The 16,560-nt window shown below is 65.7% G+C and carries 16 protein-coding genes; 8 read left to right on the top strand and 8 right to left on the bottom strand.

Annotated features, from left to right (window positions below; all coding sequences use genetic code 11):
• Positions 1-58 precede the first annotated feature (58 nt).
• The gene (locus GRI89_RS15160) at positions 59-763 is read left to right on the top strand and encodes a L,D-transpeptidase family protein (RefSeq protein WP_159797445.1); all 705 of its coding nucleotides are present in this window, start codon (positions 59-61) and stop codon (positions 761-763) included.
• Here GRI89_RS15160 and tilS read toward each other — a convergent pair.
• The 5 genes from tilS to GRI89_RS15135 form a co-directional block, all read right to left on the bottom strand.
• Complete coding sequence (gene tilS, locus GRI89_RS15155) at positions 760-1,740, bottom strand: tRNA lysidine(34) synthetase TilS (RefSeq protein ID WP_159797443.1); 981 nt, start codon at positions 1,738-1,740, stop codon at positions 760-762. The two genes, GRI89_RS15160 and tilS, sit on opposite strands and share 4 nt — an antisense overlap.
• Positions 1,706-2,686 (bottom strand): tetratricopeptide repeat protein, encoded by a 981-nt coding sequence (locus GRI89_RS15150; RefSeq protein ID WP_159797441.1) that lies wholly within the window; start codon positions 2,684-2,686, stop codon positions 1,706-1,708. Before GRI89_RS15150 ends, tilS begins: the two co-directional genes overlap by 35 nt.
• A 117-nt stretch (positions 2,687-2,803) precedes the next feature.
• Entirely contained in the window at positions 2,804-3,631 is an 828-nt protein-coding gene (locus tag GRI89_RS15145) for a helix-turn-helix domain-containing protein (RefSeq protein ID WP_159797439.1), read from the bottom strand.
• 100 nt (positions 3,632-3,731) lie between these two features.
• Positions 3,732-6,002 carry a phosphoenolpyruvate--protein phosphotransferase gene (gene ptsP / locus GRI89_RS15140; protein WP_159797437.1) on the bottom strand — a complete coding sequence of 757 codons (2,271 nt, stop codon included), beginning with the start codon at positions 6,000-6,002 and terminating at the stop codon, positions 3,732-3,734.
• Positions 6,003-6,067: 65 nt separating this feature from the next.
• Positions 6,068-6,226 (bottom strand): YdcH family protein, encoded by a 159-nt coding sequence (locus GRI89_RS15135; protein WP_159797435.1) that lies wholly within the window; start codon positions 6,224-6,226, stop codon positions 6,068-6,070.
• Positions 6,227-6,426: 200 nt separating this feature from the next.
• Between GRI89_RS15135 and GRI89_RS15130 the strand changes: the two genes are divergently transcribed.
• Positions 6,427-6,609 (top strand): YdcH family protein, encoded by a 183-nt coding sequence (locus tag GRI89_RS15130; protein ID WP_159797794.1) that lies wholly within the window; start codon positions 6,427-6,429, stop codon positions 6,607-6,609.
• 98 nt (positions 6,610-6,707) lie between these two features.
• Positions 6,708-7,175, top strand: a complete 468-nt coding sequence (locus tag GRI89_RS15125; protein ID WP_159797433.1) for a DUF1465 family protein — start codon at positions 6,708-6,710, stop codon at positions 7,173-7,175.
• On the opposite strand, the gene GRI89_RS15120 is transcribed toward GRI89_RS15125, so the two are convergent.
• Entirely contained in the window at positions 7,172-8,635 is a 1,464-nt protein-coding gene (locus tag GRI89_RS15120) for a glycerol kinase (protein ID WP_159797431.1), read from the bottom strand. The genes GRI89_RS15125 and GRI89_RS15120 overlap by 4 nt on opposite strands.
• A 25-nt stretch (positions 8,636-8,660) precedes the next feature.
• On the opposite strand from GRI89_RS15120, the gene GRI89_RS15115 reads away from it, so the two are divergent.
• The 5 genes from GRI89_RS15115 to nadA all read left to right on the top strand — a co-directional run bounded on the left by GRI89_RS15115 (position 8,661) and on the right by nadA (position 12,758).
• The gene (locus GRI89_RS15115; protein WP_407924985.1) at positions 8,661-9,542 is read left to right on the top strand and encodes an MBL fold metallo-hydrolase; all 882 of its coding nucleotides are present in this window, start codon (positions 8,661-8,663) and stop codon (positions 9,540-9,542) included.
• Positions 9,524-10,189 carry a DUF4230 domain-containing protein gene (locus GRI89_RS15110; protein WP_159797427.1) on the top strand — a complete coding sequence of 222 codons (666 nt, stop codon included), beginning with the start codon at positions 9,524-9,526 and terminating at the stop codon, positions 10,187-10,189. The genes GRI89_RS15115 and GRI89_RS15110 overlap by 19 nt, the downstream gene beginning before the upstream one ends.
• A gap of 83 nt (positions 10,190-10,272) precedes the next feature.
• Entirely contained in the window at positions 10,273-10,992 is a 720-nt protein-coding gene (locus tag GRI89_RS15105) for a hypothetical protein (RefSeq protein ID WP_159797425.1), read from the top strand.
• A 14-nt stretch (positions 10,993-11,006) separates the two neighbouring features.
• Entirely contained in the window at positions 11,007-11,723 is a 717-nt protein-coding gene (locus GRI89_RS15100; protein ID WP_159797423.1) for a hypothetical protein, read from the top strand.
• Between the two features lie 48 nt (positions 11,724-11,771).
• Complete coding sequence (gene nadA / locus GRI89_RS15095; RefSeq protein WP_159797421.1) at positions 11,772-12,758, top strand: quinolinate synthase NadA; 987 nt, start codon at positions 11,772-11,774, stop codon at positions 12,756-12,758.
• Positions 12,759-12,852: 94 nt separating this feature from the next.
• On the opposite strand, the gene GRI89_RS15090 is transcribed toward nadA, so the two are convergent.
• Together GRI89_RS15090 and GRI89_RS15085 are read right to left on the bottom strand one after the other, a co-directional pair.
• Positions 12,853-14,439: a M10 family metallopeptidase C-terminal domain-containing protein gene (locus GRI89_RS15090; RefSeq protein ID WP_159797419.1), complete on the bottom strand. Its 1,587-nt coding sequence runs from the start codon at positions 14,437-14,439 to the stop codon at positions 12,853-12,855.
• Positions 14,440-14,743: 304 nt separating this feature from the next.
• Entirely contained in the window at positions 14,744-16,522 is a 1,779-nt protein-coding gene (locus GRI89_RS15085) for a DUF885 domain-containing protein (protein WP_159797417.1), read from the bottom strand.
• Positions 16,523-16,560: the final 38 nt, after the last annotated feature.

Raw genomic sequence — 16,560 nt, 5'->3', positions numbered from 1 at the left:
ACGGGACGCGCCCGTGTGCGGGCTGGCAATCCGGCGGGCATGCGGCAAGGAAACCGGCATGGACAGGGCAGTCAAATGGATCGGGGGCGCAACGGGCGCCGTGGTGCTGGCACTGGGCGCGGCGGTCTTCGCCGGGCAGTCGCTCGAAGCGCAGGATACCGGCACCTCGACCTGGCTGACCTCGGAGGACGTGTTGTACGCCGATAACGGCGACACCACTACGGGGGCGCCTGCCGCGCTCGCCGCTCCCGAGCCTGAAGTCCAGCCGAGCCCGGGCGCACTGGTTCAGGACAACCCCTTCGTCATCAAGCGCGTGCTGCCGATCAGCGGCCCGATCAAGTACGGCGAGTGGTTCTGGGACGACACCGGCGTGCCCGACGGGCCGCTTGTCATTACCGTCGACCTCGACGCGCGCGTCATCAGCGCGTTCCGGGGCGGCTACGAAATCGGCGCCACCGCGGCGCTGCTCGGCACCGAGGAATACCCGACCCCGACCGGCACCTTCCCGATCCTCGGCAAGGAACGCCACAACGTCTCGGAGAAGTACGGCAACGCGCCGATGCCGTGGACCCTGCGCCTGACCGGCGACGGCGTCGCCATCCACGGCGGCCATTCGGTCCAGAACGGCTATGCCAGCCACGGCTGCATCAGCGTTCCCGACGAATTCGCCAGCCGCCTCTTCGCCATCGCCAGAACCGGCGACCAGGTCATCATCACCCGCGGCAAGAGCGCCGCCGTCGGCGACGCGCTGATCTCCGGCTAACCGGACCTGCGCGGCGGTTCGGGCCGGAAGGTCCAGCCGCCCGCCTCGACCCGCGCAACCACGCCGCCGAGCGTCCCCGCCTCACCGGCAGCCAGCGCATCGACCAGCCGCGCGACCTCTCCGCCGCGAGGGCTTGCGCCGAACCCGGCGAGGATCCGCTGCACCACCCGCAATGCGATGGCCCGGGGCGCCGACGGTTCATACCGGACACCGCCGGATGCAATCTCTACACACTCGTTCCACTCGCGTTCGAAGGCCCAATCGAGCGCTTCATTCGCATCGGCTAGGTACGCCGCGGACTGCGCGACCGCCGCGACATCGAGCCAGTCCGCATGGGCCAATGCACTGCGCATCCGCACCCGGTCGTAGCGCGGATCGGCATTGCTCGGATCGCTCACCGCCTCGATCCCCGCCGCGGAAACGATCTCGGCCAATTCAGCCCGGCGCCAGTCGAGCAGCGGGCGCAGCACCGGCAGCGTGCCGCCCGGCGCCGTCCCGCGCGCCCGCACCCCGCTGAGCCCGGCGAGCCCGCTGCCCCGGTTGAGACGCATCAGCACGGTCTCGGCCTGGTCGTCAGCATGGTGCGCCGTTGCCAGCGCGGCGAGACCGCGGTCCTTCGCCCAATCGGCAAGCGCAGCGTAGCGCGCCAGCCGCGCCTCTTCCTGCACGTTCCCGGCGGCCACTTCGACCCGCAACACTTCGTGGGCAATGCCGAGTGCGGCACAGGTTTGCGCGACGAACTCGGCCTCGGCTTTGGCTTCAGGACGTAGCCCGTGATCGACCGTCGCCACTTCGAAACCGCCTGGCATGGCGGCCCGGGCGAGAAGGAGCATCGCCAGCGAATCCGGTCCGCCCGACACCGCCAGGCCGATCTTCCAGCCTTCGGGCCACAGCCTGCCGATGGCTGCGGCAAAGCGCGCCGATTGCGCCGCGCTTACCGCGTCAGCTGCATTTGACGGCTTTGCGGTTCCGGTCATACTGTTCCTGAAGACGCCCGGTGGCGAGCGCCGGGAAGTTTTCGCCGAACGTGGCCAGGGCCCGGCACGCGCGCGGAGTATCCTTCAGCGCGATCATCGAATCGGCAAGGAACAGCAGGCTGTCGGCCCCGCGCGCGCCGTCGGGGTGCTCGGTGTAGTTCTTGTAGAAGTACGTCGCCGCGGTGCGCGGCTGGCCGTCGTCGAGATAGGCGCGGCCGAGCAGGTTGAGGCCGAAGCTGATGCGCGAATGGTTCGGGTACTTGTCGACGAACAACTGCAGCTGCTGCGCCGCCTCGGGGTAGAACTTGGCGTCCCACAGGCGGAAGCCGTAGACGTATTCGTCGTCGCCCGGATCGTCGGTCATGGGCTTCTCGATCGCCTTGACCGCCGCGACCCGCGCTGCCGACGGGGCCGAAGCGGCCGGCGTCGGCTTCGGTGCGGGTGTCGGAGCGGGGGTCGGCTTCGGCGCGGGGGTCTGCTGGCTCGGACGCGAGGCGGTCGATGTCGCCGGTTGTGCGGCGACCAGCGTGGCACCCTCGGGCGCCGGGTTTGCGGCGACAGCAGTGGCCGGCCCCATCGCATCGAGACGCGCCTGCAGTTCGGAGATCTTGTTGGCGTTCTCCTCGCTGCGCGCGGTCAGCCGCTGGAGCTGAGCTTCGAGCGCATCGAGACGGGCGAGGATATCGGTCACCGCGGTTTCGGACGGACTGCCGACCGCATTGTTCGCCGGTTGCGCTCCGTTCGGGGTAATGACTTCGGGCGTGAAGAAACGCCCGTCGCCGTTGGGGAACACGGTGCGCTGCAGGGCGCGCACTTCGGCCTCGATCTTGCGCAGGCGCGCTTCGTCGGTCGACTGCGCCGATGCAGGTGCAGAAAGCGCCAGCGCCCCGGCGAGGGCGACGCCCGCCAGCGCAATGCGCGAAACCGTGCAAAGGGTGGATTTCATCGGGATTGCTCCGTCCTTATGTTTTGCGCGGAAATGACCCGCCGCCCGCTATCCGCGGCAAATTATGCCCGCCGGTTGTGCCAAGGCGGGACTCGCTTGTCGAGTAAGGGAGGGCGCTCAGCCCGCCGGTGCGGCGGTGTTTTCCCCGGCCGGTTGGACCGGAGCGGGAGGCCGGGCCAATAGCGCCTCGGCGGTGACCGGCACGTCCTTCATGACCCGCTCACCCTCGGCCAGCTTGGGCACGGCGCGCCCGCCGATGGTGATGCCGAAGGCATCGGGACGTCCGGTCCAGACCTGCGGCCCGGTGGCGTCCTGCGGAACGGTGTAGGTTTCGCCCAGCGCCATCTGTTTCTGCATCAGCTGGCGGTTGTTGGCGTCGTAGAATTTGACCCAGATTCCTTCCTCGAGCGCCGTGAAGACGACGGCCCCGGACGGGTCGATCGCCGCGGGCTTTGCAGCAGCCTTCTGCTGCGGAGCCGGGGTGGCTTCCTTTTCGGCTACCAACGACGGCAGCTCACCGGCAGGGGTGAACATCGCGCGGAAGAAGAAGAACCCGCCGACGATCAGCAGGCCCAACGCGAAGATCGCGAACCAGCCGAGGCTGCGCGAGGGCACGCGCGCCGGATCGCCTGGCTCGAAGGTTTCCGGCGCACGAAAGTCGCGGTCGTAGTTCTGTTCGTCGAGTTCGGCCCGGACCTGCGAGACCAGGTCTTCGGGGTCGAGGTTGACCGTCTTGGCATAAGTCCGCGCGAAGCCGACCGCGTAGGTTCGGCCCGGCAGGTCGGAATACTCTCCGGCCTCGATAGTCTTCAGGTGCCGCTGCGGAATTCGCGTCTGCGCGGCGACCTGTTCGAGCGTCAAGCCCAAGGTCTCGCGCGCCGCGCGGAGCCGCGGCCCGGCCTTCTGCGGCAAATCCATTACCTCTCTCACGTCAGTATCGTCCATGTCCGCCCCTGTTGCGGTTCATGGTTCAATTGCGAACCCGTTATGCCGTAAAGAGACGGGTCCGCGCGGCACAAGTCAAGAGCGCTTCTCAGACGCATCGTCAATCCACATCGATTTCGTGGTCCGCCGCCCATAGCGCGAGCGTTTCGCGCATGTTCGGCGGCGGGCTGGCCAGCCAGCCCTGCATCGCCGCGCCGATTTCCGCGGTGTCGATGCGCCGCACCAGTTCCTTGATCGGACCGACCGAGGCCGGGGTGATCGAAAGGCGCCGGATGCCAAGGCCGATCAGAGCCAGCGCCTCGAGCCGCCGCCCGCCCATTTCGCCGCACACCCCCAGATCGATGGCGTGACCTTTCGTCCCCTGCACCACGCGGGCGAGGAAGCGCAGGATCGATGGGCTTATCCAGTCGTAGCGCTCCGCCAGCTTGGGATTGGCGCGGTCGGCCGCGAACAGGAACTGCGTCAGGTCGTTTGTGCCGATCGAGACGAACTTGAGCTTCGGGACCAGCACGTCGAGCATCTCGGCGATCGAGGGCACTTCGAGCATGACACCGTAGTTGATCGCCTCGGGCAGCGTGCGCTTGAGCCCGCGCAGGTATTCAAGCTGGCGGTCGAAGACGAGTTTGGCGGCGTCGAATTCCCACGGCTCGGAGACCATCGGGAACATGACATTGAGCGTCTTGCCGGCTGCCGCTTCGAGGAGCGCCCGGGCCTGGCCCATGAGCAGCCCTTCGCGTTCGAGCGCGAGGCGCAACGCGCGCCAGCCCATCGCCGGGTTCTCGTCCTCGTTGCCGCTATCGGTAACCGTGTAGGGCAGCGCCTTGTCGCCGCCGATGTCGACGGTTCGGAAGATGACGGGCCGCTCACCGGCCGCGTCTAGCACGTCCTTGTAGAGCCGCTTTTGCATGTCGCGCGAGGGCAGTTGTGCGGAGACGAGGAACTGGAACTCGGTGCGGAACAGCCCGATGCCGTCGGCGCCGGTCAGGTTGAGCATCGCGATGTCGTCGCGCAGGCCGGCGTTCATCATCACCTGCACGCGCTGCCCGTCGCGGGTGAACGGCTCGACGTCGCGCAGCTTGGCGTAGCCGGCCTGGCGCTCGCGGCTGCGCAGCAGGCGGCCTTCGAAGGCGTCGAGCACGCCCTGCGCCGGGCGAATCGTCAGCGTCGCCGCGTCGCCGTCGACGAGCAGGGTGTCGCCTTCGCGGATCAGACCTCGCGCGTTGCGCAGGCGGCCAATCACCGGTACGCCCATCGCCCGGGCGACAATCACCACATGCGCGGTGAGGCTGCCTTCCTCGAGGATAACGCCCTTAAGGCGGCGCTTGTCGTATTCGAGCAGCTCGGCAGGACCGAGGTTCTTGGCGATCAGGATGGAATCGTGGCGCAGCCCCTGGCTCGCCGCGGTGCCGAGCTGGCCGGATACGATGCGCAGCAGGCGATTGGCCAGGTCTTCAAGGTCGTGCATCCGGTCGGCGAGCAGCGGATCGTCGATCTCGCGCATGCGCATGCGGGTGCGTTGCTGGACGCGCTCGATCGCCGCCTCGGCGGTGAGCCCGGAATCGATCGCCTCATTGATGCGCCGGCTCCAGCCTTCGTCGTAGGCGAACATCTTGTAGGTCTGCAGGACCTCTTCCTGCTCGCCGCCGACGCCGAATTCGGCCTGCCCGGTCATGTGGTCGATCTGCTCGCGCATCTTGTCGAAGGCGAGGTAGACCCGCTGGCGTTCGGCCTCGGTGTCCTCGGCGACGGTCTGCTCGATGGTGATGCGCGGCTGGTGGAACACCGCCCGGCCGAGTGCGAGGCCCTTGACCAGTTGCAATCCGCGCAGGACTTCCTGCCCGGTCTGCGCGCCTGACGGCCCGCCGCTCGATTCCACATCGACCAGACCGGCGTTGTGCAGCAGTTCGGCCAGCACCATGGCGACCGTCTGCAGCGCCTCGATCTCGACATCCTCGTAGCGCCGCGGCTCGACATGCTGCACGGTGAGAACGCCGATTGCGCGTTCGCGCCGCACGATTGGCACGCCGGCGAAGCTATGGAACTTTTCCTCGCCAGTTTCGGGGCGGTACTGGAATTCCGGGTGGCTGGTCGCCTCGGCGAGGTTGAGCGTCTCGATGTTCGCGGCGATCGTGCCGGTGAGACCGGCGCCGACCGCGAGCTTGGTCACGTGGACCGCGCTCTGCTCGAGGCCGCGGGTGGCGAACAGCTCAAGCATTCCCTCGCGCAGGAGGTAGATCGAACAGACCTCGCTGTTGAGCGCCTCACCGATGATGTCGACCACCTGGTTGAGCTTGCCCTGCGCGGAAATCCGCGAGGCCATCAGCTCGTGCAGCTGGGTCAGGATCGAACGGGCGGCGGCGACAGCGGACATTACGCCGCGCCTATCGCATGGGACAGGTTTTGAACAGGTTTCCGCGGAGCCTACGCACCGCGGCGTCAATGCACTCCGACGATTTCCTGCTTGATGAGGAGCTTCTGCTTCTTGAGAGACTGTACAATCGCATCGTCGGGAGCCGGCCGACTGAGTTCATCGCGCAAGCGGCGATCGAGCCCCTGATGTTTCGCCTGAAGGGCGGCGACATGCGAATTGTCCATAGTGTTCTCCTGATCGAACAGGCGGGCCAGGAACCAAGCGGTTGGCTCGCCGGAAGGCGACTCAGGCTTTTTCGGCCGGAGCCGCGATTGTCATCAAAACACACAATCGTTAATTCGCCAAACCCAACCACGCCAAAACGGGCGGGAGGTTCGATACGTCGAGAAAGGCGCAGGGTGTGACTGGGGTAAGCGATGATGAGATGCGCCGGCGGCTGGCGTTGCTTCGCACTGAGCATCGCGACCTCGACGCTGCGATCTATGCCCTGACGGAAGCGGGCAGCCAGGACCAGTTGCAAATCGCCCGACTTAAGAAGCGCAAGCTCCTCCTCAAGGACCAGATCGCCGCGATCGAGGACCACCTGACGCCCGACATCATCGCCTGACGATTGATGTGCAAAGGCGGGACAATTACCATTGTACCCAAATTTCTATGGTTAAGGAACTGTTATCTTGGCGACGCGAGGAGTAGCCATGGGGCAGGATGTCAGAACCGGCCGATCTCAGTCCGACGATCATCGAAGCGCTCTACGACGAAGCGCTGGTGCTCGCCGACGAGGTGCGCTCGGCATTCGACCTATCCGGCCGGCTCGACCTTGCCGGGCGGAATGAGGACTTGGCACGGATCGTGCTGTCGTGCGAGGCGCTGCGCACCACCACGCGGATGATGCATGGCATCGCCTGGCTGCTAAACCAGCGGGCCTATTTCGCCGGCGAGCTAAGCGAATTCCAGTTGCGCCACCACGGCCGCCTGCCGCCGGGCCAGGCGACGGCCGACGAAGCTCAACTGGTGATGCTCGGTTCCGACCTCGTCGCGCTGATACGCCACACCGAGCGCTTCCATGCCCGCATTGCCCGGCTTGATGCCGCCTGGCGTGACCGTTTCGCGATGTATCCGAGCGCAATTCACCGGCTGCGCGACCGGCTCGGTAACGAGATGGCCGCACGCTAGAGCCTGGCCAGCGCCGCCCGCCAGTTGGCGAGGCGCGTGCTCCTGACACCTTCATCCATCGCCGGCTCGAACCTTTCGCCAGAGACGATCATCGCCGCAGCAGCGCTCTCCAGCGAGTGATGGAGTCCGGCTCCGACCGCAGCGAGCATCGCCGCGCCGAGCGCTGTCGTTTCGACGAAATCGGGCCGCACGACCGGCACTTGCAGCAGTCCAGCGAGGTCCTGCGCCAGCCAGTTGTTGGCGCTCATCCCACCGTCGATTTTCAGGCTGGTCCACGCCGCCCCGTCGGCGGCGAAGGCGGCGGCGAGGTCCTGCGTCTGGTGGCTGATCGCTTCGAGCGCCGCGCGCACGACATGGGCGCGGGTCGCGGCGAAGCTCAGGCCGGTGATCGCCGCACGCGCGTCGGCCCGCCAGTGCGGTGCGCCGAGGCCGGAAAGCGCAGGGATGACCACCACACCCGCGCTGTCCGGGACCGAACGCGCCAGCTCGTCGCTTTCCGCCGCGGTCACGATCATATTCAGTGAATCGCGTAACCACTGGAACAGGCTCCCGGCGACGAACACCGAACCTTCGAGCGCGTAGTGCCGCTTGCCACCAAGTTGGTGCAGCACGGTCCCGAGCAGCCGGTGCTCGGAACGCGGGACTTCCGCACCCATGTTGGCAAGTACGAAGGCTCCGGTCCCGAACGTCGCCTTGGTCTCTCCGGGAGAATTGCAGCCCTGCCCGATCGTCGCCGCTTGCTGGTCGCCGGCAATCCCGGTGACCGGGATCGGCGCGCCGAAGAGCGAGCTGGTGCCGAAGTCCCCGGCACTGTCGGTGACCCGCGGCAAAGCGGCGGTGGGGACGCCGAAAAGTTCGCACAGCCCCTCGTCCCAGCTTTCCCCTGCAAGCGGAAGCAGCAAGGTCCGGCTGGCGTTGCCCGCCTCGGTCAAAAGGTTGCCGGTCAGCTTGAAGGTCAACCAGGCATCGATGGTGCCAAACGCCAGTGTCCCGCGCTGCGCTGCGCCGCGCACGGCATCGTCGTTGTCGAGGAGCCAGCGCATCTTGGTAGCCGAAAAGTAGGGGTCGAGCAGCAACCCGGTCGCATCGCGCACCGCCGCCTCGTGACCGCCTGCACGCAGATCCCCGCAGAAACCTGCCGTGCGGCGATCCTGCCAGACGATGGCGCGGGCGAGCGGCTCGCCGCTGTTGCGGTCCCATGCCACCACGGTCTCACGCTGGTTGGTCACCCCAATGCATGCAATGCGGTCCGGACCGCTTGCCGCGGCGACCATCTCCTGAGCGCAAGCCAGGGTGCGGTCCCAAATTTCGCCAGCGTCGTGTTCCACCCAGCCGGGGCGCGGATAGTGCTGGTTCAGTTCGCGCTGGGCGGTCCCGCGCGGCACACCCGCGGCGTTGAACAGCATGGCGCGGGTCGAGGTCGTGCCTTCGTCCAGGATCAGGAACAGCGGCTCGGTCATTTCAATCCTCTCCCTAAGGGACCATATGCCGGGGATGGCGATACCTCCGCAACCCTGGCCGACCGGCAAAGTCGAACGGCTCGAGCCGCTGGTGCGCCGGGTGCTCGCCGCGAACGCCTCGCCGTTCACGTTTACCGGCACCCAAACCTACATTGTCGGCGGGGATGAAGGGCTGGCGGTGATCGACCCGGGACCGGTCGATGAGGACCACCTTGTCGCACTCGAACAGGCGATCGGCAATGCGCCGATTGTTGCCGTCATGTGCACTCACACCCACCGCGACCATTCACCCGGCGCCCGTCCGCTGGCGGAGCGAACCGGGGCGCCGATCGTCGGCTGCGCCCCGTTGGCGCTCGAAACGCTGGGCCCCCGCGCAGATGCGCCTTTCGACAAGGACTATGCCCCCGACCGTGTGCTGTCCGAAGGCGAGCAGGTCTCCGGCCCCGGCTGGACGCTGACCGCGCTCGCCACCCCCGGCCACACCTCGAACCACCTGTGCTTCGCGCTCGAAGGAACCGGCGCGCTGTTCACTGGCGACCATGTGATGGGCTGGTCGACCACCGTTGTTGCCCCGCCCGACGGCGACATGGCCGACTACATGGCGAGCCTCGACAAGCTGCAGGCGCGCGACGACCGCACCTATTACCCGGCGCACGGCCCGGCGATCGGCAACCCGAAGCAACTGGTGCGCGGAATGATCGGCCATCGCCGCCAGCGCGAGAAGCAGATCCTGCGCCTGCTCGGCAAGGCCGCGCAAGAGGTTGGAGAGCTCGTGCCACAGATGTACAAGGGCGTGCCGGAGTTTCTCTGGCCCGCGGCGGCCATGTCGGTGACCGCGCATTTGAACGATTTGGAACGCCGCGGCATCGTCGCTCGTTCGGGTGAGACATGGCAGACGACCAACTGAAGGAACGACCCGAACGTTCGCTTGCCGCGCAGCAAGCGGTGCCGTGGCTCGTCGTCATCGTCCTGCTCGCCGCGGTCGGCTTCCTGACGTGGAAGGCCTACTTTGAACATGAAGAAGGCGATCCGGTGGCCAGCGCCATGCTCGCCTTCGAGAAGCAGAACAGCCTGACAGTATTTTCCAGCCGCTTCGAGGTCCTTGCCGAAAGCACCGACGAGCGCGGGGTCATGGGTGTGCCGATCCTCAAGTCGCGCCAGGCGATGATTGTGCCCGCCACGGTCGAATACCGCGTCGACCTGAGCCGGGTCGGCCCGGACCGGATGCAGTGGGACGATGGCAAGGACACGCTGACCGTCGTCCTTCCGCCCTTGCAGACCAGCATCCCCAATCTCGACGAAAAGGACGCCCGCCTCTTCACCGACGGCAATTTCGTCATCGGCGCGGCGGCGGAGGATATGCTCAAGAACAATTCCGCGCAGGCCGAACGCAAGGCTTCCGAATTCGCCCGGACGCCGGAAATCCTCACCATGGCACGCAACGCGGCCAAGGCGGCGATTCGCCAGAACCTCGCCATCCCGCTGCAGATCGCCGGGTATGAGAACGCGAAGGTCGAAGTGCGCTTCGACGGAGAGCTGGCACCGAAAAAATAGCGCCGGGCTCGTCTCCGATTGACTCGGTTCGCGACCTGAGGCTCTTTGCCGCGGGAAGACGGGCTTATCGGGGGATCGAGCCTATGGCGACTCTAGTATCCGAGTACACTGGGATAGTGACGCGCGAGCGGCGGTGGTTCCTTTTCATGGCCCTGCTGCTGGTCGCCAACGCTGTCGTCGGCTTCGGCTATTTCAAGTACGCCGGCATCTCGACCTTCGCCTCGCCGTGGTGGGTTCACGTCCATGCGCTGACCATGGTCGGCTGGCTCGGCTTCTTCGTGCTGCAGAACACGCTGGTGGTGCGCGGTGACATCGCGGCGCACCGGCGGCTCGGCATGCTCGGCGCGCTCTATGCCTGCTGGATTGTCGCGGTCGGGATGTTCGTCGGCTGGTACGAAGTCGTCACGGAGCGAAACCGTCCGTTCGACCGGCCGGAATCGCTCGCACTCAACTGGATGAACATTCTCGCCTTCGCGGTGCTGTTCCTCGCTGCGTTCCGCCTGCGCAAGCGCAGCGACTGGCACAAGCGGCTGATGATGTGCGCGACGATCTGCCTCGCCGCGCCGGCTTATGGCCGCACGCTGATCATGTTCGGTGCGCGCACCAACACCACCTTCACGCTCTACATCATGGCCGTCATCGCGATTGCAATGACGGGCGATTACGCGATCCACCGGCGCGTCCATCCGGCCTGGCTCTTCGGTCTCGTCGCGGCGGCCCTGATGGGCTCCCTGATCGGCACGCTGCCACTTCTTGCCCCGTTCGCCGCTTTCGCGAACGGCCTTGCCCCGGCCCCCCGATAGACGGTCCGTTTCCCATGGCCACTGCAGCGATCGAGACCCCACCCATCCAGCGCGAGCGGGCGTTCTATTTCTACATGTCGCTGGCGATCCTGATGACCTGCGTGGCCGGGTTCGGGTTCTTCTTCGCCATCGGCGCTTCGAGCTTCGCCTCGCCGTGGTGGGTCCACGTCCATGCGGTCTCGATGTCGACCTGGGTCGCGCTCTACGTGGCGCAGAACTATCTCGTCTATCGCGGCGCCCTGGCCGGGCATCGCCAGCTCGGGGTGCTGGCCGCGGCGTGGAGCGTATGGATTGTCGTGGTCGGGCTGGTGGTGACGATCTGGGTCATCGCTGCGCACCGCCTGCCGCCGTTCTTCACCCCGAACTTTTTCCTGGTGATGGACTGGTTCAACATCGTTGCCTTCGCCGGCCTTGCGTGGAACGCGTTACGATTGCGCGCCCGGTCCGACTGGCACAAAAGGCTGATGTTCGGAGCGATGGTCCAGCTGATCGCGGTCGCCTGGGGCCGTCTGGTGCTGCCGATTCTGTTCGATCAGCGCGGCATGTGGCTGATTCTCGTCATCCTGCTGTGCTACATCGGCGCCGCCATGGCCTTCGACAAGCGCGTACACGGCAAGGTCCACCCGGCGCATTACTGGAGCGCGGGAACGCTGGTCGGGTGGGTCGTGCTGGCCTTCGCCGCCGCCAACCTTCCGCCCGTCGTCGCTTACGCCAACGCGCTTTCGGGTTGATTGCCGGCCTTCGCGGAGCCATCTGGGCCGCGGAAGGTTGGTAGAGTCATGAGCATCGAGACGAAGAACCCCACCGGCACCGAGCTGCGCGCCGAGATCGACCGGCTGCGCAAGGAGCGCAACGCCGTCATCCTGGCGCATTACTACCAGAAACCGGAGCTGCAGGACCTCGCCGATTTCGTCGGCGACAGTCTCGAACTGAGCCGGAAGGCGGCCGATACCGACGCCGATGTCATCGCCTTCTGCGGGGTCAAGTTCATGGCCGATACGGCGAAGATCCTCTCCCCAGAGAAGATCGTCGTGCTGCCCGACATGGACGCCGGCTGCAGCCTCGAGGACTCATGCCCGCCGCAGAAGTTCAAGGCCTTCCGCGAGGCGCATCCCGACCACGTCGCGCTGACCTACATCAACTGTTCGACCGAGGTGAAAGCCCTGTCGGATATCATCGTCACCAGCTCCAGCGCCGAGACGATCATCAGCCAGATTCCAAAAGACCAGCCGATCATTTTCGGCCCCGACCGTCACCTTGGCGGCTATCTCAACCGCAAGTTCGGGCGCGACATGCTGCTCTGGCCGGGCGTGTGCATCGTCCACGAGGCGTTCAGCGAGAAGGAGCTGCTCAAGCTCAAGGCGCAAAATCCAGGCGCTCCCGTGGCCGCGCACCCGGAATGCCCGCCGACGATCATCGACCACGCCGATTACGTCGGCTCGACCAGCGGCATCCTCAACTACGCCAAGACGATGCCCGGCGACACGCTGATCGTCGCGACCGAGCCTCACATCATCCACCAGATGGAAAAAGCGCTGCCGATGAAGCGCTTCATCGGGGCGCCCGGAGCGGACGGAAACTGCAATTGCAACATTTGTCCGTACATGGCGCTCAACACGATGGAGAAGCTCTACGCCTGCCTCCGCGACCTCGAACCGCGCATCGAAATCGAGGAGGGGCTGCGGCTGAAAGCCAAACAGAGCCTCGACCGGATGCTGGAAATGGCCAGCGGCACCGTCGGCAAGGGCGACCTGGGGCGGATTTGATCCATCGGCACCGTAAGTTGCTTCGATTACCGACGTCGAAACAAAAGGCACCGCCGAAGCATCGGCGGTGCCCTATATTCAAGCCGCGATCGTATCAGACGTAGATGTCGCCAAACGGCACACCCGCCAAGTTGGCGAAGGCGATGGACTGGTCGATCGAACCGTCCCCGTCGATAACGATGCCGAGGACATTCCCGGACACGTAAACGTCGGAGTCGACGTTGAACCCGAGGTATCTCAGGTCAACGATATCCACCCCCACATCGAAATCGGTGATCGTGTCGAAGCCGCCGTTCTCGAACGTCTCGGTCACGTAGTTGTGGCCGTCCTGGAAAATGAACACGTCCGCGCCGGCGTTGCCGGTCAGCACGTTGTCCTGCTCGTTGGTGACGATGATGTCGCGATAAGCAGAGCCGATCGCGTTCTCGATCTCGGCGCCGTAGGCAATCGAGATGTTGTTGTACTCGGTAGCGAGCACCCCGCCCCATCCGAAGTCGCCGCCGATCTTCGCGGCCGCATTGGCCTGGAAGGCGGCCAGCGTGGCGGTGATCGAAGCGTCGGTAGTCGGCGGTGCGTAAAGGCCGGTCCTGTCGTAAAGATCGACACGAGCCGCATTGACCTCGGCCGCGCTCGGCGCGCCCATTCCGCCCGACGAGAACTGGCCGTCGTTGAGGTTGATGACCGTGCCGCCGTAGAAGTCGGAGAAGTCGAGCGTGTCGTTTCCGCCCGCATCCCAGATGGTCACGTTTGGCCACTCGTTGAGGTCGAAGTGGAACACGTCGCGGTCGGCATTCGAGTTGAAGCCGTAGACCGTGTCGCCCGTGCGCGTGGTCAGGTCCGCACCGTACTTCTGCTGCGCCACGTACACGTCGTGCAGCATCGGGGTCTGCGCGTTGCCGTAGAACAGCAGGCCCCAGTTCAGCACGTTGGCGCCCGTCTCGGCCGGAGCCCAGTACGACATGATCGAATACTGCTCCGAATCCTGCGCGTATTCGGCCTGGCCCAGATAGGTTGTGGCAGCCGCGCCGTTGTAGGCGCCGGGGTGGCTCAGGCCGATCGTGTGGCCCAGTTCGTGGATTAGCGTGGTGGCGCCGTAGCCGTTGAATTCGAGCCATAGGTTCGAACCGTTGTAGGCCGGATCGGCGATCCACACGTCGCCCGAGATGCGCGCATACTGTTGCGAATACCCCGGGTAATAGGCCCAGGCCTGTGCCGGCCCCGTCGAGGTGTTGGCGAGCCAGATGTCGGCGGCATTCTGCCCCCACGTGCTCGCGCCGGGCCCGGGTTCGACTTCGACGAATGTCGGCGCAATCAGATCATCCCACTGGCCCACGCTGTCGCGGGCGGTGTCCTTCTGCGCCTCGCTGAACGGCGTGTAGCCAGCACCTTCGCCGAGGTGCGGATTGTTGTTCTGGCCGAGCGCATGGACATGATCGAAGAACGCGTAGGTGATTACGCCGTCGGAAACGTCCTGCGACGCGCCGCTGTCGATGTGGTCCACGACGCCGGCAAGGTCGGCGACTGGCTTGCCGCGATAGAAGTAGCCCAGTCCGCCATAGTCATCGAGATTGTAGTCGACCGGACCCACGCCGAAGTCGGTCGGGTCGGATAGGCTCAACTGCGGTCCGGGACGGACCACCTGCTTGCTATCCTCGATTGCTGAATCCACCTTCTTCGCCATGTGTGCCCCTTTGCAATTGGTGGCCGGAGCGGCTTTGCCAAACCCTCATTCAGTGGAACGAGGTGCCCCGGCGGGTTCCCAAGAAGCAAAGGGGTAACCGTGACTTGCCCCCGGTCAATGAGCCAAAGGGACTAGTCGGACAGGCTTTTTGAGACATGCCGCAATTTAATTTCAATTCTTACTATCTTCCCGGATTGGATCATGCGCGGCCTGTCGATGCGGTTCCGCTTAAGCCGCTGGTTGACGGTCCAACCCCAGGCGAATCCTTCTGATGTTCTGCGGCAGCGGCTTGTCCGTGATTCTCCTACTGCACCGGAATATCGAACAGTAGCGCCCGCGCGTACTTCACCGGAGGGGTGCCGAAGCTCAGCACGGCGTCGTGGTACTTGCGCTCGTCGTAGTTTGCGCCCCAGCGTTGCTTGGCCTCTTCGCGCAACGCCAGGTGTTCCTCGTAGCCGGTGAAGTAGCTCAGCAACTGGACCGAGGAGAGCTGCGCGCGGACCCATTTGCCGGCCGCCTCGCGCTCCTGCTGGAAGGCGCCTTCCATCATTAGCTTCATCGCCTCGTCGCGGTTCATGCCTTCGGTCTGGATGCCGATGTCGAGCAGCGTGTTGACGATCGTGCGGAGCCGCATCTTGAGCATCGTCAGCTCGAACAGCCGCCCCTCGACCGTGGCCCGCCCGCCGAGGTAGTCATGCTCGGCCATCAGGCGTTCGGTGTAGACCGCCCAGCCCTCTGCAAACGGGCTCGACTGCAGCACGGCGCGCAGGACGTCGGTGTTGCGCCCGGCGTGGTCGCCCTGCAGGTAATGACCCGGCACACCCTCGTGGATCGAGAGTTCGTGCAGCATGTAGGTGTTGTATTCCCTGAGGAAGCTGTCGGCCTGCTCGTCGGTCCAGTCGTCGGGGATCGGGCTGATGGCGTAGAAGTTGGGCTGGTCGCGCTCGAGCGCGCCGGGAGCGCTGTCGTAGGCCACCGACACGCCCTGCTCGAACTTGGGCATTGCGATGACCTTCACCGGTCCGGTTGGCATTCCGACGAGGCCTTTTTCGCGGGTGAATTCGGTCGCCGTGGCCAGCGTCTCGCGTGCCGCGTCGAACACCGCATCGCGCGCCGGGCGATTGGCATAGGTCTTGGCGAGAGCGCACTCAATCACCGCCTGCTGCGAGCCGGTCGCGCAGTCGGGGAAGGTCCGCGCGACGTCCTCCATCTGCGAGCGTGCCTCGCCATAGGCGGCCTGCGCCTTGGCCTTGAGCTCGGTGCGGGTCATGTCACTTTGCAGGCTGAACTTCATCTTCCGGTCGTAAAGATCAGGCCCGAGGCGGAAGTCGCCCTTGGCGTTCGGCACCAGCACGTCGTCGATCCACTTCTGCTGGTCGGCCACCGCCGTTTTCAGCGCGCCGAGCGCGGCGTCGAAGCGGCTGCGCGGAACGCCGCTGCGCTCGACTTCCGGCAGCAGCGCGGCATCGACGATATCGAGGATGCCCGAGTTCTGCCGCGACAGCGTTTCGGCGCTGATCTTCGAAACGCGCGATGGATCGATCTGGTCGCGCGATGCCCTGAGGTACGCCGGGATCTTCTCCATCCGCGAGACGATGTTGTCGAACCGCTCCGGCCACGGAGCGAAGTCGCGGGCGATCAGGAAGTAGATCGAGTTTGTCGCGGTGTCGTTGTAGCGGCGGGGGTCTGACGCCCAGGTCCGCAACACTTCGATCAGCCACAACTGGTATTCGAGCTCGTTCTTGAGCATCGCATAATCGACCTGGTTGTCGCGCGTCAGCCCGGCAGGGTCGATCCTCGCCAGGTCGGCAAGCAGTCCGCGATAGACCGACGCTTCGTAACTGCGCGCCTCGGGGCCGATCGCCGGCAATTCGGCATCGTGCGAGTGCTCGCCCAGCGCGGTGGCGGCGACCGGGTCGAGCGCGGCGTAGGCGTCGATGTAGCGCGTGCCGATTTCCGCGAAGGCGGCATTGGCATCGCTGGCGGTGGCAGTGGCGGCAACGTCCGGCGAGGCGCCGGGAACGGTGCTGCATCCGGCGAGGAGGGCGGCAGCGAAACCGGCGGCGAAGGTCGTGGATTTCATTCGGGATCTCCCTGATCCCCACGGACTACCAGCGCCGG

The sequence above is a fragment of the Croceibacterium salegens genome (genome assembly GCF_009827435.1).
In the GTDB taxonomy this organism is placed as follows: Bacteria; Pseudomonadota; Alphaproteobacteria; order Sphingomonadales; family Sphingomonadaceae; genus Croceibacterium_B; species Croceibacterium_B salegens.
Note: the sequence above shows the minus strand (reverse complement) of the source record. Positions and strands in the feature narration are given on the sequence as shown.

Excerpts from the sequence above, each read along its gene's own strand:
- GRI89_RS15160 (WP_159797445.1), top strand. The coding sequence starts at position 59 with ATGGACAGGGCAGTCAAATGGATCGGGGGCGCAACGGGCGCCGTGGTG.
- tilS (WP_159797443.1), bottom strand. The coding sequence starts at position 1,740 with ATGACCGGAACCGCAAAGCCGTCAAATGCAGCTGACGCGGTAAGCGCG.
- GRI89_RS15150 (WP_159797441.1), bottom strand. The coding sequence starts at position 2,686 with ATGAAATCCACCCTTTGCACGGTTTCGCGCATTGCGCTGGCGGGCGTC.
- GRI89_RS15145 (WP_159797439.1), bottom strand. The coding sequence starts at position 3,631 with ATGGACGATACTGACGTGAGAGAGGTAATGGATTTGCCGCAGAAGGCC.
- ptsP (WP_159797437.1), bottom strand. The coding sequence starts at position 6,002 with ATGTCCGCTGTCGCCGCCGCCCGTTCGATCCTGACCCAGCTGCACGAG.
- GRI89_RS15135 (WP_159797435.1), bottom strand. The coding sequence starts at position 6,226 with ATGGACAATTCGCATGTCGCCGCCCTTCAGGCGAAACATCAGGGGCTC.
- GRI89_RS15130 (WP_159797794.1), top strand. The coding sequence starts at position 6,427 with ATGCGCCGGCGGCTGGCGTTGCTTCGCACTGAGCATCGCGACCTCGAC.
- GRI89_RS15125 (WP_159797433.1), top strand. The coding sequence starts at position 6,708 with ATGTCAGAACCGGCCGATCTCAGTCCGACGATCATCGAAGCGCTCTAC.
- GRI89_RS15120 (WP_159797431.1), bottom strand. The coding sequence starts at position 8,635 with ATGACCGAGCCGCTGTTCCTGATCCTGGACGAAGGCACGACCTCGACC.
- GRI89_RS15115 (WP_407924985.1), top strand. The coding sequence starts at position 8,661 with ATGCCGGGGATGGCGATACCTCCGCAACCCTGGCCGACCGGCAAAGTC.
- GRI89_RS15110 (WP_159797427.1), top strand. The coding sequence starts at position 9,524 with ATGGCAGACGACCAACTGAAGGAACGACCCGAACGTTCGCTTGCCGCG.
- GRI89_RS15105 (WP_159797425.1), top strand. The coding sequence starts at position 10,273 with ATGGCGACTCTAGTATCCGAGTACACTGGGATAGTGACGCGCGAGCGG.
- GRI89_RS15100 (WP_159797423.1), top strand. The coding sequence starts at position 11,007 with ATGGCCACTGCAGCGATCGAGACCCCACCCATCCAGCGCGAGCGGGCG.
- nadA (WP_159797421.1), top strand. The coding sequence starts at position 11,772 with ATGAGCATCGAGACGAAGAACCCCACCGGCACCGAGCTGCGCGCCGAG.
- GRI89_RS15090 (WP_159797419.1), bottom strand. The coding sequence starts at position 14,439 with ATGGCGAAGAAGGTGGATTCAGCAATCGAGGATAGCAAGCAGGTGGTC.
- GRI89_RS15085 (WP_159797417.1), bottom strand. The coding sequence starts at position 16,522 with ATGAAATCCACGACCTTCGCCGCCGGTTTCGCTGCCGCCCTCCTCGCC.